Annotated in this window: 20 protein-coding genes; 15 read left to right on the top strand and 5 right to left on the bottom strand. The window is 55.3% G+C overall.

The window, feature by feature from the left end; all coding sequences use genetic code 11:
* The 7 genes from C4520_09435 to C4520_09465 all read left to right on the top strand — a co-directional run.
* On the top strand, window positions 1-2,041 hold a 2,041-nt coding region (locus tag C4520_09435), incomplete at its 5' end, for a hypothetical protein (GenBank protein RJP21650.1).
* 237 nt (window positions 2,042-2,278) lie between these two features.
* On the top strand, window positions 2,279-2,998 hold the full coding sequence (locus C4520_09440) for an MBL fold metallo-hydrolase (GenBank protein RJP21651.1): 720 nt from the start codon (window positions 2,279-2,281) through the stop codon (window positions 2,996-2,998).
* Between the two features lie 111 nt (window positions 2,999-3,109).
* Window positions 3,110-3,328 carry a hypothetical protein gene (locus C4520_09445; protein ID RJP21652.1) on the top strand — a complete coding sequence of 73 codons (219 nt, stop codon included), beginning with the start codon at window positions 3,110-3,112 and terminating at the stop codon, window positions 3,326-3,328.
* A 111-nt stretch (window positions 3,329-3,439) separates the two neighbouring features.
* Entirely contained in the window at window positions 3,440-3,937 is a 498-nt protein-coding gene (locus tag C4520_09450) for a GNAT family N-acetyltransferase (GenBank protein RJP21653.1), read from the top strand.
* A gap of 64 nt (window positions 3,938-4,001) precedes the next feature.
* Window positions 4,002-4,541, top strand: a complete 540-nt coding sequence (locus C4520_09455) for a transposase (protein ID RJP21654.1) — start codon at window positions 4,002-4,004, stop codon at window positions 4,539-4,541.
* Window positions 4,542-4,558: 17 nt separating this feature from the next.
* Window positions 4,559-4,762, top strand: a complete 204-nt coding sequence (locus tag C4520_09460) for a hypothetical protein (protein ID RJP21655.1) — start codon at window positions 4,559-4,561, stop codon at window positions 4,760-4,762.
* Window positions 4,763-4,877: 115 nt separating this feature from the next.
* On the top strand, window positions 4,878-5,738 hold the full coding sequence (locus C4520_09465; protein RJP21656.1) for a hypothetical protein: 861 nt from the start codon (window positions 4,878-4,880) through the stop codon (window positions 5,736-5,738).
* Window positions 5,739-5,769: 31 nt separating this feature from the next.
* Here C4520_09465 and C4520_09470 read toward each other — a convergent pair whose 3' ends face one another.
* From C4520_09470 to C4520_09480, 3 genes are read right to left on the bottom strand one after another with little or no spacing between them, the layout of a single operon-like run.
* Window positions 5,770-6,393 (bottom strand): hypothetical protein, encoded by a 624-nt coding sequence (locus C4520_09470; protein RJP21657.1) that lies wholly within the window; start codon window positions 6,391-6,393, stop codon window positions 5,770-5,772.
* A 15-nt stretch (window positions 6,394-6,408) separates the two neighbouring features.
* Complete coding sequence (locus C4520_09475) at window positions 6,409-7,137, bottom strand: zf-HC2 domain-containing protein (GenBank protein ID RJP21658.1); 729 nt, start codon at window positions 7,135-7,137, stop codon at window positions 6,409-6,411.
* Entirely contained in the window at window positions 7,050-7,589 is a 540-nt protein-coding gene (locus tag C4520_09480; protein RJP21659.1) for a sigma-70 family RNA polymerase sigma factor, read from the bottom strand. Before C4520_09480 ends, C4520_09475 begins: the two co-directional genes overlap by 88 nt.
* 219 nt (window positions 7,590-7,808) lie before the next feature.
* On the opposite strand from C4520_09480, the gene C4520_09485 reads away from it, so the two are divergent.
* From C4520_09485 to C4520_09510, 6 genes are all read left to right on the top strand, one after another.
* Window positions 7,809-8,534, top strand: coding sequence for a PRC-barrel domain containing protein (locus C4520_09485; protein ID RJP21660.1), 726 nt, complete (start codon window positions 7,809-7,811; stop codon window positions 8,532-8,534).
* A gap of 98 nt (window positions 8,535-8,632) precedes the next feature.
* Complete coding sequence (locus tag C4520_09490) at window positions 8,633-9,856, top strand: hypothetical protein (protein RJP21661.1); 1,224 nt, start codon at window positions 8,633-8,635, stop codon at window positions 9,854-9,856.
* Between the two features lie 231 nt (window positions 9,857-10,087).
* Window positions 10,088-10,969, top strand: coding sequence for a CbbQ/NirQ/NorQ/GpvN family protein (locus C4520_09495; GenBank protein ID RJP21662.1), 882 nt, complete (start codon window positions 10,088-10,090; stop codon window positions 10,967-10,969).
* Entirely contained in the window at window positions 10,966-13,140 is a 2,175-nt protein-coding gene (locus tag C4520_09500) for a VWA domain-containing protein (GenBank protein RJP21663.1), read from the top strand. The genes C4520_09495 and C4520_09500 overlap by 4 nt, the downstream gene beginning before the upstream one ends.
* Complete coding sequence (locus C4520_09505) at window positions 13,140-13,616, top strand: NUDIX domain-containing protein (GenBank protein ID RJP21664.1); 477 nt, start codon at window positions 13,140-13,142, stop codon at window positions 13,614-13,616. Before C4520_09500 ends, C4520_09505 begins: the two co-directional genes overlap by 1 nt.
* A gap of 85 nt (window positions 13,617-13,701) precedes the next feature.
* A complete protein-coding gene (locus C4520_09510) occupies window positions 13,702-15,474 on the top strand; it encodes a hypothetical protein (GenBank protein RJP21665.1) in 1,773 nt (590 codons plus the stop codon).
* A 9-nt stretch (window positions 15,475-15,483) separates the two neighbouring features.
* Here C4520_09510 and C4520_09515 read toward each other — a convergent pair whose 3' ends face one another.
* Entirely contained in the window at window positions 15,484-16,377 is an 894-nt protein-coding gene (locus C4520_09515; GenBank protein RJP21666.1) for a hypothetical protein, read from the bottom strand.
* Complete coding sequence (locus C4520_09520) at window positions 16,374-18,140, bottom strand: AAA family ATPase (GenBank protein ID RJP21667.1); 1,767 nt, start codon at window positions 18,138-18,140, stop codon at window positions 16,374-16,376. The genes C4520_09515 and C4520_09520 overlap by 4 nt, the downstream gene beginning before the upstream one ends.
* Before the next feature lie 146 nt (window positions 18,141-18,286).
* On the opposite strand from C4520_09520, the gene C4520_09525 reads away from it, so the two are divergent.
* On the top strand, window positions 18,287-20,152 hold the full coding sequence (locus tag C4520_09525; protein ID RJP21668.1) for a hypothetical protein: 1,866 nt from the start codon (window positions 18,287-18,289) through the stop codon (window positions 20,150-20,152).
* A gap of 371 nt (window positions 20,153-20,523) precedes the next feature.
* Entirely contained in the window at window positions 20,524-21,324 is an 801-nt protein-coding gene (locus C4520_09530) for an alpha/beta fold hydrolase (protein RJP21669.1), read from the top strand.
* Window positions 21,325-21,675: the final 351 nt, after the last annotated feature.

Here is a 21,675-nt window from a genome sequence, read left to right on the forward strand (position 1 = left end):
TCTTGATGACAACTGCGACGGCTTGGATCAGAACTGTAATGGCACAGCGGACGAAAACTACACGCCGACTTCAACAAACTGCGGAATAGGCGAATGTACTGCTTCGGGTCAGATGATCTGTTCGAGCGGCGCGCTTCAAGATACTTGCACGCCGGGCTCGCCGACCGGTCTTGATGATGACTGCGACGGGTCGGACGAGAACTGCAACGGCACAGCGGATGAGAATTATGTTCCCGCCGCCACCAATTGCGGAGTGGGCGAATGCGCGGCCTCCGGCCAACTGATCTGCTCGGCTGGGACGCTGCAGGATACCTGCACACCTGGCTCGCCAACCGGTCTCGACGACGACTGCGATGGTTCGGACGAGAACTGCAATGGTACAGCGGACGAAAACTACACGCCAATCTCGACTAATTGTGGAACGGGTGGATGCGCGGCCTCCGGCCAACTGATCTGCTCGGCTGGGACGCTGCAGGATACCTGCACGCCTGGTTCACCGACCGGTCTTGATGATGACTGCGACGGCTTGGATCAGAACTGTAACGGCACCGCTGACGAAAACTACACCCCCACCTCAACGAACTGCGGAGTGGGCGAATGTACTGCTTCGGGTCAGATGATCTGTTCGAGCGGCACGCTTCAAGATACCTGCACACCTGGCTCACCAACGGGCGCAGATGACGATTGCGACGGGCTGGACCAGAACTGCAACGGCACCGCGGATGAGAACTACACGCCAACCACAACCAACTGCGGGGTGGGCGAATGTACTGCTTCGGGTCAGATGATCTGTTCGAGCGGCACGCTGCAGGATACCTGCACGCCCGGCTCGCCAACAGGTCTTGACGACGACTGCGATGGTTCGGACGAGAACTGCAATGGAACCGCAGATGAAAATTACATCCCGACCGCAACTAACTGCGGAATAGGCGAATGTACAGCATCCGGCCAGATGATCTGCTCGGGCGGCGCGCTTCAAGACACCTGCACTCCCGGCTCACCAACAGGCCTTGACGATGACTGCGACGGGTCGGACGAAAACTGTAACGGCACCGCGGATGAGAACTACACGCCAACCACAACCAACTGCGGAGTAGGTGAGTGTTCCGCCTCGGGGCTGCTGACCTGTATCAGCGGAACGTTGCACGACTCCTGCACGCCAGGGATCCCGGCCGATGAAGTCTGTGACGGACTCGACAATAACTGTAACAGCCTGGTCGACGACGGCCTGCAGTTCCTGACCTATTACCGGGACGCCGACGGCGACGGATATGGAAACGCCGCCGTCACGACAGAAGCATGTGCGTTGCCGTCGGGACATGTTGCGGATTCCACGGACTGCAACGACTCGAACGAGTTCGTGAATCCGGGCATGTCTGAAGCGTATTGCAACGACATTGACGACGACTGCAATACCCAGACAGTCGATGACGTTACAGCGCCAGAAATCAGTTGTCCGACTGACGCGCAGGCGGATTATGAATGCGGGGGCATCCCCGTCGATAATCCGGTAATCCAATCATTCCTGCAGTCCTCGAGCGCTGTCGACGATTGCGATGGAAGCATTCCGGTCACAAACGATGCACCCGCGTTATTTGATAAGGGCGTGACCGTCGTAACCTTTACGGCGACGGACGCCGAAAATAATTCGTCCTTCTGCCAGGCGTCAATGCACGTCCATTACGAGTACAGCGGCATCCTTCAGCCGATCAACACCGACGACTCTAGCGTTTTCCCGATCGGCAAATGCATTCCCATAAGGTTCGCGCTCAATTGTTCCGGCTCGACGCCAGTTGGAACAGCGACGGCAACGTTGTCTGTCACAAAGATTTCCGACACAATTACCGGCACTGTGCCTGAAACCGAGACAATCCCTCCCGGCCTGGCCGACACCGGAAATGTATTCCGGTATAATGCTGTTGAGCAGTGGTATGAGTACAATTGGCTCTCAAAGGGCCTCACGGAAGGGACGTATCGCATCGTTATATCCGTGGACGACGGCACTGTGCGCGAGGCTCTCTTTTCCCTCTCTGCAAAATAGTAAAGGGCCTGGACGTATTCGTAAGAGAACAACTGAGGGGATCGCAACCGATCCCCTCTTTCTCTTACGCTACGCGTTGGCATGTTATGCCTCTATGAAATGGCGGAAGTCAAGATAGACGAAATGCGTCAGAATGAACGAGAGACACTTGCCTGATTTCCTTACTCTTCCTTATCTGCTAAATTTATATCATCCTTCCGCGTAAGGGACGGGAGGTTCATTAATGGAAGAGCCGGTATGAAACTGACTTTCCTCGGAACGCGCGGCTACATCAAGGCAAGAGCCCCCTGCCATTACATGCACAGCTCGCTGATGGTCTCCTATCGCGGCAAAGAAATCATGATCGACTGCGGCGAGGATTGGCTGGAAAAGATTCAGACGATGACGCCGCGGGCCATCTTCATAACTCACGGACATCCCGACCACGCCTGGGGCCTGAAAAACGGGGCTCCGTGTCCGGTGTTCGCCACCGAGGAGTCATGGGAGAACATGAAAACCTTCGCGATCAAGGAGCGAGAGGGCATCCGTCCGCGCGAGCCGATAAGAGTGCACGGAGTGACGTTCGAAGCGTTTTCGGTGGTGCATTCGACGCGTGCGCCTGCTGTCGGCTACCGGATCTCGGCCGGCGGGAAAACAATATTCTATGCGCCCGACCTCGTCTATATAAACGAGCGGGCGGAGGCGCTCGCGGGAGCGGCGGTTTATATCGGCGACGGCGCCACCATCGTTCGCTCCATGGTGAGAAAGCCGGGGACCGAACTGATCGGCCATACCCCCGTCCGCACTCAGCTCACGTGGTGCAGCAAGGAGGGGGTGCCGCGCGCGATCATCACGCATTGCGGCTCTGAGATCGTCGAAGGCGATGAGCAGGAGCTTCAGCAGAAGATTGATGCACTGGCGAGCGAACGAGGCGTCCAGGCGGTTATCGCTTGCGACGGCATGGAGTTGTTAATTTAGTTATTTTCGCTCTCATATAGAGAAGCTTGACTTTATTACTTTTATTGCAATAGGATGATATCGTAGTTCCCGAGGAGAACAACCTGATTTCAGGTTCGATTGGAGGGGACGATGGGCTACTATATCTTCCATAACAAAACGGTGGGAGAGGCTCAGATTCATTATGGCGACTGTCCGCACTGCAGGCACGGTTATGGGCGCACCGAGGAAGCGGAGGTCGAACCGAAGGGAGGAGAATGGCTCGGCCCGTTCAGCTCGTATCACGATGCTGAAATGGCGGCCGGAAAGGCCAGAGCGCACGTTCGCGATTGCGTCGAATGCATGCCGTGACAGGCTGACAGACGCTTCGAGCCCAGAACGGCCACAAGGATTCTTTTATAACTTCTCCCCCCGAACATCCAATTATCAAATGATCAATCCACGTGTGTTTTCGGCCCTCGTATGGTTGTCAAATTAATACCTGTTCCGGAAGAAAGAAAAAAGGTCCTCTCTCGCCTGGCGCAACTATATCTGTACGATTTCAGCGAGATCGAAGGATTCGATATCGGCGAGGATGGCCTCTACACATTGAAGCATCTCGATTCATACTGGACAAAACCCGACAGACATCCTTTCTTTATTCTTGCCGGCCGCCGTATCGCCGGCTTCGCCCTCGTGAATACAATCACCTACGCTTATAAGAGAGGCGAAGCCAACTCGGTCGCAGAATTCTTCGTGATGCGCAAGTACCGCAGGCGCGGCATCGGACGCGAGGCCGCACGCCGCCTCTTCAACGCTTTCCCCGGCAAATGGGAGGTCAGGCAAACGACCTCGAATGTCGCCGGCCAGCTGTTCTGGAGAAGCGTCATCGCGGAGTATGCCGGCGGAAAATTCGAAGAGACATTTATCAATAACAAGTTCTGGCGCGGCCCCGCCCAGCTGTTCGATACCACCAGCTAAAAATATGGGGACAGAGACCATATTTTTATCGTTATTTGATTTCTAAACAACAGTGCAAAGAATTTTGGCGCACTTTTTTTTCTTGACAGTTAAGCTATTTTGTCATATCATCGATCCTATGCCGAGAATTGCCAGAATAGTGGCGCCGGGATTGCCCCATCATATCACGCAGCGGGGCAATCGACTGATGAAGATTTTTCTGGACGATGCCGATTGCGAAAGGTACCTGCATTTCCTGAATAAGTACAAGAGGAAGCACGGCCTCGAGATCCTGGCGTACTGCCTCATGTCGAACCACGTCCACCTGATCGCGATTCCAAAAGAACCCCACTCGCTTGCGCGGTCGCTTGCCGACAGTCACATGAGCTACGCGAAGCACTTCAATTGGAAATATTCGCAGTCGGGCCACCTGTGGGAAGGCCGATTTTACTCGTGCACAATGGATGAAAATCACACCATGGCCGCCGTTCGATACGTCGAGCGAAACCCCGTCAGGGCGCATCTTGTACAGCGCGCTTGGGATTATCGCTGGTCGAGCGCACCAGCGCACGTCGGCATCTGTCCGACCAACTTCTCACCCGCCGTTGGCCGGAACCGGACCTGAAGGCCGGCTGGAAAGAATTGCTGACTGGCGGCGAAGAAAAGGGCGAATTCGATGTGATCAGACGGGCGACCCACACCGGACGCCCACTTGGGAGCGACGCCTTCCTAGCGAACATCGAGCAGGTTATAGGCAGGCTGATCAGACCCAAAAAGGCCGGACGCCCGCGCAAATCAAAGAAAACCGAACGCTCAAAAAAGAGACGCGGCTCCTCCCGGAAATGAAATCGGTTCCCGCACTACCAGTAATAGAAATAGCATAACAGTCTAAATATGGTCTCTGTCCCCACATTTTTTTGTTTTTACATTTAGGTAATAGAAATAGAATAACGGTTTAAATATGGTCTCTGTCCCCATATTTTTGCGCTTCGGGCCGGGAGGGATATCGGAGCGGAGCGCGAAACGCGACAGCCTCGCCGGGATTGAACGGGTAAGGCAGGTGGGGCTCTCTTGCATGGAGCTGGAGTTTGTGCGGCGGGTCTCGATGGGGGAAGAGAAGGCCTCTCGAGTAAAGGCTCTCGCCCAAAAGCTCGATGTCTCGCTCTCGGTCCACGCTCCGTATTACATCAACCTGAACGCGGCTGACCGCGAAATCCTCGAGGCATCCAAAAAGCGGCTCGTCCTGGCCGCCCGCATCGGGGCCCTTTGCGGAGCCGCGGGAATCGCTTTCCACGCAGGTTCATACATGGGAGAAACTCCTGCGCGGGCGCTGCGCACGATCAAAAAGCATCTTCGTGATGTCCGCCGGATTTTGCTGTCAGAGGGAAACAAGATTCTCCTCTGGCCGGAAAGCGCGGGCCGGCATACGCAATTTGGGACAACAACGGAACTGATAGAACTTTGCGGCGAAACCGAGGGCACGGCGCCATGCATAGATTTCGCTCATCTCCATGCCGCGGCCGGAGGCGCCCTCAAATATGACGGATTCGCAACGGCATTGGAGCAGGTCCGTTCCGGATTGGGAGCAGGTGCGCTTTCGAACCTTCACATGCACGTCTCGGGAATCCGTTACGGCAAGAAAGGCGAACTGGAACATATAAATCTGGATGAATCCGATTTCGACTACCAATCGCTCTTGCTGGCGCTCAGGGATTTTTCGGTCGGCGGGAGGCTCATCTGCGAAAGCCGGGATCGCGAGGCCGATGCTTTGCTGCTCAAGCAGATGTATGAATCGCTTGAGAGAAAAGGCGCGGCCGGTTAATGCAGCCGCGCCTTATGAGGAACCATTATTTCTATTGAACGGGTTCCATTGCGGGCGGCGAATCGGAGAAGCCTCGACCTCGCTGCCGCTGCATCGGCTCATTGCCGAGCGGGCATTCCCAGTCTGGGCCCGCCGGCGTTCTAAAGCAGTCCCTTTGCATGCGGCGCGCGCGCGCGTCGAACATCATTCTCCTCATGTTGCGCTCGAACTGCGGGACAAACACCAGGAACTCCGCCATTTGTTCCTCGGTCAGGATTCCCGAAATTTCGTCCAGCAGCGAATTATTCGCCTGCGCCATCTCGAGGCGTGATTTCTTGAAATCGTCCACTGCTTTCCGCACGACAACCGGGTCCACCGATTCCTTCGCAAGTTCATCTTCCAGTTGATCAAGCAGAGCTCTGTGCCTGTCCCTCAGTTGTCGCTGCTGCACTGCGTTATTGTCCATCAAGACGGCCAGTTGCTGCGTGGTCCCTTCCTCGAGGTTTAATGCCTCGCTCAATTTCTCCATCCTCACCTGCTGCATCCGCTCCCGCATCTCCGCCCGGTTGCGTCGGCAGGGCCTCCCGCTCGCCTCATCCGGCGGGCCGCCTTGAGCAAACGCCGTCGCCGACACCAAGAGTATGATTGTTGCCGCTCCCAAAAGTTTGTTTCTCATTGTTGTTCCTCCTTTTCAAATTGATGCAAGCCTCTTGAGCACCTCGTCATACTCTTCGGGAGACAGGTCTTCAAGGGCTTCATACGGGTCTGGTTCCGTCAGGGAATAAAGAAATACTTCGTCGAAGGCTCCGCTATCTTCTTCCAGCAGCAGAGCGGCATCATCCACAAAATCCTCCAAGTCGGCATCGGAAAGGTTTTCGAGAGCGATCAGGAATTTGTCGTCCCTTTCAGATGGTAGGCTTTGCATCGAGTCTTCGGAAGAGAGCTGCTCCATTACTTTGCCTGAGGAATTGGAATCGATTTTTCTTTCCATGGAAAAATTTATCCACAGCGCGAGAACAAGAAGAAAGCCTGCGGCAACGGCGGCCGCGGCCGCCATCGGCTTCAAAAGAAGTCTCCGCGATCCCCGCGCCGCCCGTTCCGAATCGATCTCCGCAAGGCGACGCGTCAGTTTGCTGTGGAACCGCTCCCACTCGCTTTCAGTCGGCTCGGGCACGGAGAGTGAGCGAACCTCTTCCCGCAGCCGAATTATCCCTTCGAGTTGGAGCCGGCACGATTCGCAGGTTTCGAGATGCCGCTCTAAATGTTTCTTCTTTCGTCCCGCAAGTGTTTGCTCGGCATGATCCACGAGCAACTGTTCAGCCTTTTTGCAGTTCATAATTCCTCGCGAAGATTTTTTGACTGTTCCTTCAGCTTGAGAAAGGCGTGCCGGAAATTCACCTTTGCCGCTCCCGCGCTGCATCCGACGATGCGGGCGATATCCTTGAATGGCATCTCCCGAAAGACTCTGAGTATGAGAACCGATTTCTGCTTCACCGGGAGCGCTTCGATTTGTCGCTCGAGCCATTCTCTTCTCTCCTCGCGCACCATGTTCTCGACAGCTGATGCGTTCTCGAAGGCGGTTACAGTCGCGTTTGGCTCTGAAATCTCCTTCTTCCGATTCAACTCATTGAAACACAGATTCATGGTAATCCTGTATAGCCAGGTAGTAAAGCCGGCTTCCCGGCGAAAGGAACCCAGGCCGCGATAGGCCCTGATGAAAGCTTCCTGCGCGATCTCTTCCGCCACTTCATGATTGCGAACCATTCGGTATGCGGTCTCATACACGTGCTTCCGGTGCCGCAAAACCAATTCATTAAACGCGGCGCCGTCGCCTGAGAGCACTCGCTGGATCAACTCGAAATCTGACGCCACTGCTTTCCTTTCCTACACTATTAGACGTTCCAAAGGGGAAAAAGGTTAAAAATTTCCTCGATTCTCCCTCTTTTTTCGCTGAACGCCTTGAGATACAGCATTTTATGACTCAAAATGCTTTGTTTGCGGTATGACGATAAGCAACCCGCTAGACTAGATTATAGTTAACTGAAGAGAAAAGGGAAGAGTTTTCTGTAATGAAATAGAAAGGAGTTCACTATGACGAGGAAAGTTATCTTGATCGGCTTAATTGGTATAAGCGCGATCTTGATGATGGGACTTCCCGCATATGCTCAGGGTGTTTACCGGACGCAGGAGGACTTGGGCGGCAGGGCGATTGGAATGCAGCATTTTCGCGTGGGCGAATTGATCGGGACGAGCGTCAGAAACCAGCAAGGCGAAACACTGGGAGAAGTAGAGGAAGTCATCGCCGACCAAAACGGCCGGATCAGTTACCTGATTCTCTCCATGGACGGCGCCATTGGGGTGACGGATCGATGGGTGCCGGTTCCGTGGCGGGCGGCCGATGCGCGGGTTTCGGACGACGAGATTCGCCTGAACATATCCAGGTCGCGGCTTGAAAACGCGCCTTCCTTCAGGAGCGATTTGCTTCCCGACTTCTCTCAGGCGCGGGTGCAAGAGGATATTAACGCCTATTACGACTCGATCCAATTCCGGGGCCGCGATACCGGTCGATTCGAGCGCGAATATCCGGAACGCGGCCGGGACCGGTACGAAAGATATGAGGACGACGAAGACCTTTTCGGCGAATACGAAAGCTATCGGCGCGACGGAGAAACCAGAAGGGAAAGCGACTTTGATCCGTTCGAGGAGCGCAGGTACCCGGCCGCCGGCGAGGTGGAAGATTATTCTGAGCAGGAGGGCCGCTATGACACGCGCAGGGATAACTACCTTCACCCCGGCGGCAGCAGGTACGGCAGGTGATTTCCCAAAGGTCCCTGCTGAACCCCAATAGCCCAACGCGTGCGCGTTGGGCGGCAAGAGTTTCAGGAATATGCGGCTCATCCTGAAAGGAGGACTTTATGGCTTTTAACCCTTTAAGAGAACGCGGTATTCCGCTTGAAAAACATTTGCGCAATTGGTCGGAATTGAATGTCAAACCGTATGACAAGCATAGCGTTCATCCATACACGCGGACACGGGTCATTCTGATGAACGGAATTGAAGTCGAATCGGCGATGTTCGGACATCAGTTCGCGCGGCATACGGCCGATATGGAACTCAAGCGAAAGCTCGCCAACGTCCGCCGTATCGAGCAGCAACAGCAGAAGGCGGTGAATTGGCTGTTGCCCGCCGACGAGAGCGTCCTCGAGATAACCATCGGCTATGAGCAGGTGGCCGTTGATTTGACGGCCGGGCTGGCAAAGACCGAGCGCGACCCGTACGTCAAAAAGGCTTTGGATTTTGCTTTACTGGAAGATTTTGACCACCTTTACCGGTATTCGAATCTGCTCAACATGTCCCAGGGAAAACCGGCCGAAGAGGTCACCGGCAAATTTACCGAGATCACCGTCGGCAGGCCCACGATCGCCGAACACCGTCACCCATACGATGAGGTTCGCAAGCATTACGATGCCGAAACGGCCGATCTCCTCACGCAGTTGCACGTGATGACGATTATCGCCGCCGAGCAGCAGACGATGAACTTCTACATGAACGTCGGAAACCGACCCGAGGAGATCGTTGGACGTGGACTTTACCTCGAGATCGCCCAGATCGAGGAACAGCACGTCACCCATTACGAATCCCTCATGGATCCGCGAAGCTCCTGGTTCGAGCAGTTGGTTTTGCACGAGTACAACGAGTGCTTCCTGTATTACTCGCTCATGCAGCATGAAGAAGATCGGCGCATCAAAAGCATCTGGGAATTGCACCTCAACCAGGAAATAGAACATTTGCGCAGCGCGTGCGATCTGATGAGGCAGTACGAAAAGAGGGAAGCGGAAGAGATGCTGCCGAAAGAAATGCCGGCGCCTTTCAAATTCGAATCCAATCTCGACTACGTGCGGCAGGTCATGGCGGATTCGACCGATTTCAATGCGCTCGAAACCGATTTCGTTCCCGCAGACCGCATCCCGAAGGATTCCCGGTATTACCATTACCAGGCAATCGTAAACAGGAACGGGGTTCCCAGCCAGATGGTGATCGAACAGCACATTCAACACAAGGGAAGGGACTATCGCTTCGAGTTAAAGGGACCGCACCCGGTGGAAAGGTTCCGCAGTTATGAAACCGTAACCATATGAGGGGCGGTTCGCTGAACATCTGAATCAAGAAAGAGCGGTGGATTGCAGGGGGTTTAGACGCAATGAGGAAGGGCGAGCCTCAGGTTCACCCTCTGCAATCCCTGATTTTATCTCCCCTCATTCCGCCAAATCTTTTTCTTGCCGCCCGCTCAGTTTGACAACCTGCCGTTTCATACCCCATAATTGCTAGAGGCAACTGTCATTTTAATTGACAATGAGGGGTTTTTACGCATGGCGGAGCGCGAGGCACAGGCAGGCGGAATCGAAAGTTTTTTCGAAGAACATTTCTTCACGGAAGAACCTTATTATGTCCCTGTGTCTGATGAAGTGAGTATTTTTCGAGCCGCTTACGCGGCCAAATTGCCGGTCCTTCTGAAAGGCCCTACCGGATGCGGAAAGACACGTTTCATCGAGTACATGGCATACACCCTGCAACAGGAGCGCATCTTGCAGGGGATAGAATCGGCAACCGATGTATCCGCCCCATTGATCACGGTCGCCTGCCACGAGGACCTCAGTGCAAGCGATTTGGTGGGCCGCTATCTGCTCGAAGGCGATGAGACCGTCTGGATTGACGGCCCGCTCACGCGCGCGGTGAAAACCGGCGCCGTCTGCTATCTCGATGAGATTGTCGAAGCGCGAAAGGACACCACGGTCCTCATCCATCCCCTGGCCGATTACCGCCGGATTCTTCCTATCGAGAAGAGGGGGCGGATGCTGAGGGCGCACGACAATTTCTTGCTGGTCATCTCATACAATCCCGGCTACCAGAGCGTTTTGAAGAATCTGAAGCATAGTACGCGGCAAAGATTTGTGGCCATCGATTTTGAATATCCACCCCCAGAGGTCGAGGCCCGGATAATCAGCCACGAAAGCGGGATCGACGCGGCCACGGCCGAGAGGATGGCTCTGCTCGGCCAGAAAGTGAGGAACCTGCGCGACCGCGGCTTTGAGGAAGGCGTGAGCACGCGCCTCCTCATATATGCCGGAAAGCTGCTGATCTCGGGCATCTCGGCCAGGCGCGCCTGCGAGATCGCAGTTGCCAAATCGATCACTGACGACCCCGAACTGGAACGCGCCGTCCTCGAACTCATCAACAGTATCTTCGAATGACCAATCCTGCCCATACAAACTGCCACTCCTCTTTTCTGCCGCGCGGGGCGGGGCTTCGCCTCAACGAAGTCGCAAATATTTTGGAACTGTATTGTTCCGCAGTCGCCGCGCGCAATCTGCAGATAAAACCTGTTCATGAAGCGCCGCCCGACCTGCTGCCGGACCGGCGCGATCTCCCGCTGACCGATGGGAAAACCATCTATCTGGCCGAAACCGCCGGCCGGCGTTCCTCGATCGATGAATTCGATTACTTCCTTGTGCCTGCGGCTCATCAGGCGGCATACATCGAGTTCGGGACGTTCGACCTCGACCTCGACGTTCTTTTTAATAAAAATCTTCCCGATGAGTTATTGAAGGTTCTTGAAGCGGTTCCTTTCATTTCGCACTACGACCTGTTCTTCCGCCTGTTCAACAACCCGCGGCTGGCTCGCGATATCTTCTTCTTTGTCGAGGACGGGCGGATCGATTACCGGCTTTGTTCAAGATATTGCGGTCTTGCCCCGCGGCTGAGACGAATTGCAACCGAATCGTTAGCCGATAGACCACTGCCGGCCTCGCTCCCGCCGCTCGAGGCGCTCATCGAATGCCTGGCTCGCCTTTCCCTCGGGGAGCACCCGATAGATCATCTGCCTCCTGAGAAGCGGCCGGTCTTTGAAGAAATGGAAGACGCGTACGCACCCGTGATGAACCTGCAGGCAACGGTGACGGATTCGGCAGTCATCACGATTCGGATTTACTCGATCCTCCGACAGTACGCTCCTGAATTGTTTGCGGCGCCGGAATCAATCGCAACTCCGGTTCCCGGCCAAGAGGGCAATGAGAATTATCTGCCGGCACACCCGGTGGAATTTCGCGGCCAGACTGATTTCGCCCGCATCCAGATCAACCGGGCGCTCGATTTCCTCGAGGAACTTGAGGAAGATCAAGCCGGAATGGAAAGCCCGATGTCGCCCGAAATGCTGAACAAGCTGATCGAGAGCGGCGCCAAGATTAAAATCCTTGGCGTGACCGCTGAGGAGCTTCGGGATTCGACCGGTCTGTTCGCGACCGACCTCAAAGGACTGCTGCAGCAGAAAATGAAGGAGATCGACCCGGAACACAAGAAAAAACTTGCCCGGTTCCTCGACCACGCAAAAGCGCAGCTCGATGAGGCTTCCCGAGTCTACTATTATGACGAGTGGGACTATCTGAACGGCGACTACAAGCGCCGCTGGTGCCGCCTCCGCGAGGTTGCGGTTGAGCCGGGATCGGGCGATGAGGCTGCCCAGATCAAGCGGGAACATTCGGCCTTGATCGCTTCAATCAAGCGGCAGTACCAGAGAATTCGGCCTGAGATGCTGACCAAGGTGAAGCGGCTGCGCGACGGCGAAGAGGTCGTGCTCGACCACGTCATCGACGCCGTCATCGACCGCAAAGCCGGAGTGACGCCCTCTTACCGCGTCTATCAGAACCGCGAAAGGCGCGCGCGCGATATAGCCACATGCTTCCTCTTGGACCTGAGCGCTTCGACAGATGAATGGGTCGTCGAGGATCCGCACCTCCATCAAAGGAAACCATCGCATCCGCGCCCAAATCTCCTGTCGGCTCTCCCGCACGAGGTTCGGGAAGAGTTCGAAGAGGCTTATTCGCACCCCGCAGGAGGAAAGCGGGTGATCGATCTCGAGCGCGAAGCTTTGGTCATCATGGCTGAAGCCCTCGAAAACCTGGGCGACGAATATGCGATCTACGGGTTCTCCGGATATGGCAGGGAAAACGTAGAGCTTTTTTCAATAAAGGAATTCTCCGAAAAATATTCGGAACGAGTCAGAAGAAAAATTGGAGCGATCGAGCCGAAAAAAAGCACGAGAATGGGACCCGCCGTCCGGCATGCGCTTCAAAAGCTGAATAAGACCGGCAGAACAATGAAGATTTTGATCCTGCTCAGCGATGGATATCCGCAAGATTTCGATTACGGCCCGGACCGCTCGAGCAGAGAGTATGGACTGCATGACACGATGGTGGCCTTACAGGAGGCTCGCAATAAGAGCATCCATACGTTTTGCATCACGGTCGACCAGGCCGGAAACGATTATCTGCATGAAATGTGCGGCGGACGCGACTACTTCATCGTGAAAAAGCCGAGCACTCTCCCGCGCATCCTGCCGCGCATCTATCGAAGGCTGACGGTTTAATGAACGCAGAAGGGATCATGCTTGCAGTGGGCGCCGTCATTCAGGACGTAGCCGGTAACGTGCTCTTGGTTCGTCACAAGCCGGAGCGGGAAGGCTACTGGAAAGGGAAATGGATTTGTCCGGGCGGCAAGCTGCATGCCGGCGAAACACTGGCCGAAGGGGCGCTGCGGGAAATCAGGGAGGAAACCCACCTTGATGTAAAACTCGGGCGCATGCTTCCACCTTTTGAAACGATTGTGCGCGAACAACAGGAATGTTTGCTTCACGTCGTTTACGTGGATTTTCTGGCGACGCCGACGGCGGGCGAATTGCTCGCCGACGACGATATCGGCGAGGCCGAATGGTGGAGCCCGGAAGAGGTCGAAAAGCGGTGGGAGGAACTTCACTTCGACACGCGGCGCTTGCTGCTGCTGGCCGGACTGCTTCAGCCCGATTCGCCCGATCATCCTGTTTCCTCGACATCCGCCGGGGATTGAAAAGGCCCCCCGGAAAAGCTTATAATAAGCTAGGATTCTCTGTTTACTATTCTCACATTTCCCTGATTTCGGAGACGAGATTGCCATGTTAATGGATTTCATGCGGAGGAACACCAAGAACTTCCTCATTGTCATTACCGCCCTTATCGTGCCGGCCTTCATTTTGTGGGGCGCATTTCCCTCTTTGGGGAGCAAGGGATCGAATACTCTGCTCGTGGTTGGAGATGAAAAAGTCTCGATCGAAAGGTTCGAGCAGTATTACCAGGCCCTTCGCGAAATGGCCCGGATGAATTTAGGCGAGAACTATAGTGCCGAACTGGAAAAGATGCTGAATCTGAAGCAGCAAGCTCTCGACGGGATCATACGCGAAATCCTTTTTGATATGGAAGCGGATCGCTTGAAAATTGTTGTCTCGGACCAGGAGGTGCAGGATTCGCTGAAGCAGAATCCGGCTTTTTCCACGGACGGCCAATTCGACCCGGCGAAGTGGAACGCCGCGATCACTGATCCGCGAATCAATTGGGCGGGATATATTGCGCAGGAAAGACAGAACCTGAGAAATCAGAAGCTCATGGAACTGATATATTCGGGCGCCCGTGTGACTGAAGACGAAATCCGGGAGGAATACCGCCGCCAGAATGAAAAGGTGAAAGTGAAATATGTCGCATACCGTGCCGCCGATTCCCGCAAAGATATTGAATTGCCCGAGGAGGAGTTGCTGGCTTTTTATGAGGAACATAAGAGCGAATATGCAGAACCGGCTCAGGTAAAGCTGGATTATGTGGAAATCAGGAAAGAGCCGAATGCGCTTGATTTTGCCGATGTCGAAGCTTACGCAAAGACCAAGCTCGAACTGGCCCGGACGGGCGAAACCGATTTTGCCCAACTGGCTGAGACCTATTCCGACGATCTCGCGACAAAAGCAATCGGCGGCGATCTCGGCTTCTTCGAGCGTGGCAATCCCCAAACCAGAGCCATCGAAGAGGCGGCTTTTTCGTTAAAACCGGGCGAGCTCTCCGACCTGATCCGAAGCGATGACGGCTTTCATATTGTCAAAGTCGAAGAAGTAAAAGATTCGGACGCAAAAAGGCAAGTTCGCGCCCGGCACATCTTCTTCAAAGTGACGCCGAGCGATGACACGCTCCTCTCGCTGCAGGAGAAGGCGACGCTGCTTTCTTATGAGGCGCGCGGCTCCTCGTTGAAGGAGGCTGCGTCCAAAAGCGAGATCGAACTTAAAAGCACTCCTTCCTTCAGGGTCAATAGCCCCTTCATTCCTTCAATCGGTCCTGTTCGTGAGCTCATCGAAATCCTGCCCGGCCTAGAGCAAGGCAAGGTGTCGAATGTGGTCGAGACGCCGGAGGCGCTTTATGTCGTTCAGGTCGTCGAGCGGCAAGCGGAGCGAATACCCGAACTGGCGGAGATAAAGGAGAGGATCGCGACGGCGGCGCGAACCGAAAAAGCGGTCGAGCTGGCAAAGATAAAAGCTGAGGAACTGGTGAAGCAAGTGAACGAGCAAAAGAGCGATCTTGCCAAAGTCGCCCCCGAGGCGGAAGAGGCGCTCCCGTTCACCCGGCGCGGGTATCCGCCCGAGCTGCCGAGGGTCGAGGGCTTGGTTGATACCGTGTTCTCGCTCGAGGAAGGAATGGCCGCCGGTCCGTTCGCCGATTCGAAGACCGTGTGCGTGGTTCAACTGCAAGAGGTGATTGAACCCGATCCGGCCGGTTTTGAAGAGCAAAAGGAAGTCACCGAGCAGAGAATCCTGGCGCAGCGCAGGCAGGCGGTTTTTGAAGAGTATTATGACAATTTGAAAGCAAAAGTCGGAGTGGAAATCAACCAGGAATTGTTCCAGACAGTATAAAGGGGTGCATCAGAATCGCACTTCGAATTCCTCGGAATCATATTCGAAGAGGATGCTTTTACGCCGTATTTCCTTCACCAGCGCCCCCTCGATCCTGTCGCCCACATATACCCGCTGCATATTGACGATCGCCTTCGGCTCGCGCGCGCGCCAGGCGATCGCATTTATTTTAAACTCCGGCCTTTCTTTCTCCTCTTCGCCGGCCGAGGCGAATTCGGCTTCTTGTTGTTTCCGCGGCCTTGTGCTCGCCCGCGCGATAGCGGCGGCCTCTTTGCCGGTGGGAATGACTGCTTCATACTCGGGCGCCGCCGGTTCTTTTGGAATGGCGGCTTCCGCTTGCGGCGCAGGGGCCGCTGATTCCACAGGTTGCGGCGCCGGTACAGGCGGTGCTGCCGGCTGCTCGGCCAACTGCTCTTGAGCGAGGGCTGGTGGAGAAGCCGCTTCCGGCGCTGTGCCTGGCACAGGCGGAACGGCTGCACGAGTTTCAGGCGGGGCGGCTACAGGAGGCTGCACCGGCGTTTGCTCCTCTTTTGCCGCCGTGGCAACCATTTTTGTCTGGTCTGCTGTCTCTTTGCCGGCCGCTCGGCCGCCTCTGAAGCTTGCCTGTATGATGCTCGCGAACCACACGGTTGCAATCAGGCCGAGCACCAGGAGCAATCCCAGAAGCACCCGAGGAATATTGCTGCTTCGAATCTTTTCAATTGGTTTTGCCGGCGTGGGCCTGAGCCGGTCCGCTGCTCCAGCCTCTTGAAGCGGCGGCGCCTCTTGCGCCTCTCGAAAAAGGTCCAGGCCCATATCGGAAGGCGACTCGTTCACGAATGCGCCTGCATGTGATGCGGACGCAGAGCCCTGCTTTCTCTCCTGATTCTGGATCTTCTTCAGTGCCCGCAGTATGATGCTCATATGCTTTCGCCGTTTAGACGGGGTACGGGATACTGCTTGAGATTGGCGTACAGTATGAGTTTTGTTCTCGGACCGACGATGCCGTCGAGCAGGAGGCCGCTTTGCCGCTGAAATTTGAGAACCGCCTCCTCCGTCTGCTCGTCAAATTCTCCCGATAGCTGACCCTGATAGAGTCCAAGGGACTGAAGCCCACCCTGCAGCCAGGCCACTTGGCTTCCGCTATCTCCGAACCGCAAATTTTCTTTTACCTGCTCGAAATCTCTCCAGAACACAAATGCCCGCCGCAGCCAGAACTCATCCAGCACGTCCAGACGTACATCAGCCGGTTCAGCGTCCGCATAGAATATCTGGCCCGTCGTCGAATTCAGCCGGGCCAGGACCACGTACCGCGGGCTCAGTTCCTGGGGAATAAACATTTCGAGGATGCACGGCAAATTGGATGAGCGGAGCCCGTCGAAATTGGTCCAAAATTCGGAACATCTCATCTGCTGAGACATCGCCAGCAGATAGAAACTGTCGGCCTGCTCGACGGTTACTTCAGGATATTTCCCCCACAGCGCGAGCAGATTCTTTGCGGCGCTCAACCGGGAAGCTTCGTAGTCCTTCGAGAGAAGCAGGTTGATAAGCTCGGCCTTCGACTCCTGCCTGATTTTCTCTTCCGTCGATCCCGTGTTTGCGGCGGCCGGTTGGGAGGCGGGGCTTTCGACATTCTGAGATGCCTCAGCTACCCTTTTTTCGGGAAACGAGGATGCGGTGGTCGGATCTTCCCCAAATGGGAGATCGGGAATAAGCTCAGTGTATTTCGAATTTGTGCCTGACGCCTCGTAAATGGAGAACGTCCTGAACGCATACCAGCCGACGAGCGCCAGGAACGCGAGCGTAAACGCATATGAGAAAATTCGGGGCGAGAAACTGATGCTCGGCAATTTGCTCCCGAATGAGTGCCGGCGCCCGATAACTTCGCGAACCGCCTGTTTCACGATCTTTTTTGGAATGGGACTGCCTTGGCCGGCTGCAAACGCACCGAGGAGAGAACGGTCACAGATGACATTGATCAGGCGCGGGATGCCGTTGGCCACTTTATATATGTACTTCATTGCGGCAGGTTCGAAGAAGACTTTCTCATCGTCCGCCGCAATGTCCAACCGGTGCTGAATATACTCGAACGTCTCCTTGCGGTTCAACGGGTTCAGGTGGTATCGGGCTGTGATCCGCTGGTCGAGCTGTCGCAGTTCCGGACGCGCGAGCAGTTTCTTCAACTGAGGCTGGCCCACCAGGATGATCTGGATCAGCTTCTCTTTTTCGGTCTCCAGGTTCGAAAGCATGCGCACCTGTTCGAGGACGGCGGGGTGCAGGTTCTGAGCCTCATCGATCACCAGCACCATATTCTTGCCGCGCAGGCGTTCCTCGAGCAGAAACCGGTTTAATTCGTCTATTAATTCCTTTTTTGTTTGACCGACGGAAATGATGCCGAAATCCTGGTTGATCGATTTCAGCAGCTCGATTTCGGAAAGGTTGGGGTTCAAGATGACTGCGCCTTCGGTGCGGTCATCCATCTCATTGATGAGATATCTGCATAGCGTGGTCTTACCGGTCCCTATCTCCCCCGTTACCACGACGAAGCCGCCGCGCTCTTGAATGCCATAAAGCAGATGCGCGATCGCTTCCTGGTGCTGCTCGCTGAGATACAGGTACTTGGGGTCCGGTGTGATGTTGAACGGTTTTTCTTTGAAGCCGAAAAAAGATTCGTACACGACAGTCATGCCCCGCTGAGGGAACTTCCCCCGATGCCCTATTCTACAATACGCAGTCGCGACAGTCAAATTTCCGGCGGGAATAACGGGGTTGACACGAGGCAGCTCAAAAACGTACAATTCCAGCCAAAAGAATCGGTTACAGGAGCGCCTCCATGATTGGGCTCATCACTCTTTTCGTCCTGCTGGTCGGTTTCATTCTGATATTTCTGATACACTGGCCCCTCGGCGACGGGCGGGCCTACCTTCCCAATTCCGAAGAGATGCGCTGGCTCGAGTCGACCTCTGTGGTCGAGGACGAGCGGGGGCGCAAGGCCTTCGGACGAGCCACGCTCGAAGTCCGAGGCGGTTTGAACGTCTTAAGACTGTGCGGATCTCATTATGAGATGGGATATCAGCACGGAGTTCTGCTGAAGGACGAGATCAGGGAAGGTGCGCTCCTGTTTTATGCGGCGCCCGCCGAACACTTCCCCCCATTCAAGCACAAACGGTTGCTCGCAAGATGGCTTATCGCAAGGTTCTTTGACTGGTCGATTTACCGGCGCCTCCTGAAAAACTCGCCGCGTGAATATCTGGCCGAATTGAAAGGCATCGCCGACGGAAGCGGCCTGTCGTTTGCTGACGTTTTCCGCGGGAATATGCTTTCCGATTTGAACATGAACCTGATCAAAGTGCTCGAGAAGAAAGCGCTCCGAAAAACGGGCGACCAGGGGTGCACCAGCTTTGCCGCTTTCGGCGGCGCCACGACCGACGGAAAACTCCTGATGGGGCGCAACACCGATTATACCGGTGTCGGCCTCTGGGACAAACATCAGACCGTCGTATTCTACGAGCCGGAGAACGCCTACCGGTTTGTGAGCGTCAGCTCGGCGGGCCTGATCAAATGCAATTCCTGCATGAACGAGAAAGGTCTGTGTCTTGGCGCGCACTTCCTTTTTTTGAACGATACCATCGCCGAAGGCGTCAGCTTCACGTTCCTCGAGATGGACATAATGAAGAAAGCAAGCTCGGTCGAGGAAGCGCTCGCCCTCGTTTCGGAACGACCGCGAGCCGGCGCTTTCGCTTTTCTTGTGGCTGATGGGAAGGCGAACGACGCCGTCGTGATCGAGGCAAGCGCGCTAGAAGTGGGATTCAGATATGCCGAGAACGGGCTGTTGTGGGAAACCAATATGGCCACCACCGACAAGATCAAGCCGTTCGACGTGTTTCTCAGAAACAATATTGGAAAGAACCCGATAGCCAGATTCGAGAGGATGCGGATGCTTCTGAACGAGAACCGGGGGAAAATCGACTCGGGCATGGCGGCGCGGTTCATGGGCGACCACATGGATATGTGCTCCGATAGCCTCCGGCCGGTGGGCGGGATCATCTCGCAGGTGATCAATATCACCAGCGCCGTCTTCAGTCCCGCCTCGTTCGACTTCTGGGTCGCCGATGGGCCCGCGCCCGTCTGCAACAATACCTACGTCGGTTTCAATCTGATGGATGAATTGGCCGAAAGCCCTTCCCGGACAATCCCGCAAACGCTGGCCCCGAATGAATATGCTCAGTCGAGGAATTACCAGGGACTGCGGACATATTGCGACGCGCTCATGAATTTCGTTATTCCCGGCGGCGACGAGAACGCCGTGCTTCCGAAATTGGAGGAGGCAATCGCGCTCTGCCCGGATGAGGCCATCTACCGCAGGCTCGCCGGCATCTATCTGCTCTCCCAGTGGGACGCAAGCGCGGCAGCATCGCAGTTGACGGCGGCGCTGGAGTGCGTCCAAAGCCCGAACGAACGAGCGCAGACAATTCTTTTGCTCGGCTTCGCCAATGACCTTCAGGGAAACCGCAACGAGGCGCTGAAGCTGTATCAGCAAGTACTCGATCTGGGTTCCAATAACGGCGCCGATATCCTGTCGGCCGTCAATCAATTTGTTCTTGCGGATGCGAAGAAGTACTTGCACGTTCCCTATACCGTCAACGACACCAAAGACCTGGAACTCAACTTCGAGATCGTCGGCAAATACGATTTGTAATAATGACGCGCGGCCGCATGGCGCACAGCGCGGCAGAGCCGCAACCAATCCCGGATCGAGGTCCGGGACAAGCTTTGGATTTACACTCACCCTTGTCCAAAATAATTATGAAACGCGGAACATGAGATACTTCCGCATGACGCGGGTCCAATGCAGCCAAAAGAAACAAGAAAAAAAGACTCTCAACAGGAGGTAACAGAGGAAACAGAGGCATAAATGCAACAGGCGACTCCTGCTTTCTCCGTTATCTCTCTTAGCTCCTGTGAAGAGCTCTTAGCTTCAATAGCATCAAATGAGACGACCTCATTTCAAAGGACCGAGAATGAGCCGGAAAACCGGTGAGCTGGTAAGTAGTACGGAGGAATTTAAGCATGCCGAAAGTCAAAGTCAGCGACATCGAGATGTATTATGAAACGCTGGGGCCGGGAGACCCGGTCGTGCTCGTGACCGGCTACGGCGCCGACCTCGTTCAATGGGCGCTCCAGACGCCCGTCCTTTCGCAGAATTATTTGGTGTATGCGCTCGATAATCGCGGCGTCGGCTCGACAGATAAGCCGGCGGGCCCGTACTCGATCAAGATGATGGCCGACGATCTGTTCGGATTCTTTCAGGCGATGGAGATCAGGCAGGCCCACCTGGTCGGCCATTCGATGGGCGGCATGATCGCGCAACAGTTCGCGCTCGACCATCCCGAGTTGCTCCGCAGCCTGACGCTCGCATCCACCACGTGCTCGCCGCCGCGCGGATCGGACTTGATGCTGCTGTTGTGGGCGGACATCCTCGAGAAGCTCGGCACCGAGTCGTTCGTCAATAACATCATCGGCTGGTGCTTCACGTTCGACTTCATCAGCGAGCAGTACGACATGCTCATGGGGCTCAGGCAGATGTTTATAGACCATCTGGCCGAGAAACCGCTCTTGCCGCGCTGCCTCCGCAGCCAGTGCGCGGCCATCACCGGTTTCAATGTGTCCGGCCGGATCGCCGGCATACGAGTGCCGACTATGGTGCTCGTGGGCGACGGCGACATTCTGACGCCGGTCGCATTCTCAAAAGATATCGCCGGCCGCATATCCGGCGCTTCGCTGAAGGTAATCGAGGGAGGGCATGCTTTCCACAATCAGGCGCCCGACGCATTCAACCAGGCGCTCCTCGATTTCTTCGCGAAGCATTAGGCGCGAGCGATTCGCAATAATCGGCTAAAACGCCGGCTTCGTCCTTCATCCCTCCTTTAATCCGCGAAAATTTGCGTAATCAGCGGATTCTCCTGCTCTTCCGTCCTTCCTGACATTTCCGTTCACAACTATGTCGTTGTTCAAGAATTCAAAGTGGGTTTTAATTACCTCAACAACGATATCTCATGGCCCTATAGAAAGGAGGATGAACATGAAATGCCCATGTTGCGGAGGAACGCTCGTTTCCGCCGGAGGCTGCAGCCTGTGCCTGAACTGCGGATGGAGCCGCTGCGGCCTGCCGATGCGTCGAATCTTCGTGATCGGTCCGGATGACGACGGAGAGTTTTCCGG

This window comes from Candidatus Abyssobacteria bacterium SURF_5 (assembly GCA_003598085.1).
Lineage (GTDB): Bacteria > Abyssobacteria > SURF-5 > SURF-5 > SURF-5 > SURF-5.

Excerpts from the sequence above, each read along its gene's own strand:
- C4520_09440 (RJP21651.1), top strand. The coding sequence starts at position 2,279 with ATGAAACTGACTTTCCTCGGAACGCGCGGCTACATCAAGGCAAGAGCC.
- C4520_09445 (RJP21652.1), top strand. The coding sequence starts at position 3,110 with ATGGGCTACTATATCTTCCATAACAAAACGGTGGGAGAGGCTCAGATT.
- C4520_09450 (RJP21653.1), top strand. The coding sequence starts at position 3,440 with ATGGTTGTCAAATTAATACCTGTTCCGGAAGAAAGAAAAAAGGTCCTC.
- C4520_09465 (RJP21656.1), top strand. The coding sequence starts at position 4,878 with ATGGTCTCTGTCCCCATATTTTTGCGCTTCGGGCCGGGAGGGATATCG.
- C4520_09470 (RJP21657.1), bottom strand. The coding sequence starts at position 6,393 with ATGAGAAACAAACTTTTGGGAGCGGCAACAATCATACTCTTGGTGTCG.
- C4520_09475 (RJP21658.1), bottom strand. The coding sequence starts at position 7,137 with ATGCAGCGCGGGAGCGGCAAAGGTGAATTTCCGGCACGCCTTTCTCAA.
- C4520_09485 (RJP21660.1), top strand. The coding sequence starts at position 7,809 with ATGACGAGGAAAGTTATCTTGATCGGCTTAATTGGTATAAGCGCGATC.
- C4520_09490 (RJP21661.1), top strand. The coding sequence starts at position 8,633 with ATGGCTTTTAACCCTTTAAGAGAACGCGGTATTCCGCTTGAAAAACAT.
- C4520_09495 (RJP21662.1), top strand. The coding sequence starts at position 10,088 with ATGGCGGAGCGCGAGGCACAGGCAGGCGGAATCGAAAGTTTTTTCGAA.
- C4520_09500 (RJP21663.1), top strand. The coding sequence starts at position 10,966 with ATGACCAATCCTGCCCATACAAACTGCCACTCCTCTTTTCTGCCGCGC.
- C4520_09505 (RJP21664.1), top strand. The coding sequence starts at position 13,140 with ATGAACGCAGAAGGGATCATGCTTGCAGTGGGCGCCGTCATTCAGGAC.
- C4520_09510 (RJP21665.1), top strand. The coding sequence starts at position 13,702 with ATGTTAATGGATTTCATGCGGAGGAACACCAAGAACTTCCTCATTGTC.
- C4520_09515 (RJP21666.1), bottom strand. The coding sequence starts at position 16,377 with ATGAGCATCATACTGCGGGCACTGAAGAAGATCCAGAATCAGGAGAGA.
- C4520_09520 (RJP21667.1), bottom strand. The coding sequence starts at position 18,140 with ATGACTGTCGTGTACGAATCTTTTTTCGGCTTCAAAGAAAAACCGTTC.
- C4520_09525 (RJP21668.1), top strand. The coding sequence starts at position 18,287 with ATGATTGGGCTCATCACTCTTTTCGTCCTGCTGGTCGGTTTCATTCTG.
- C4520_09530 (RJP21669.1), top strand. The coding sequence starts at position 20,524 with ATGCCGAAAGTCAAAGTCAGCGACATCGAGATGTATTATGAAACGCTG.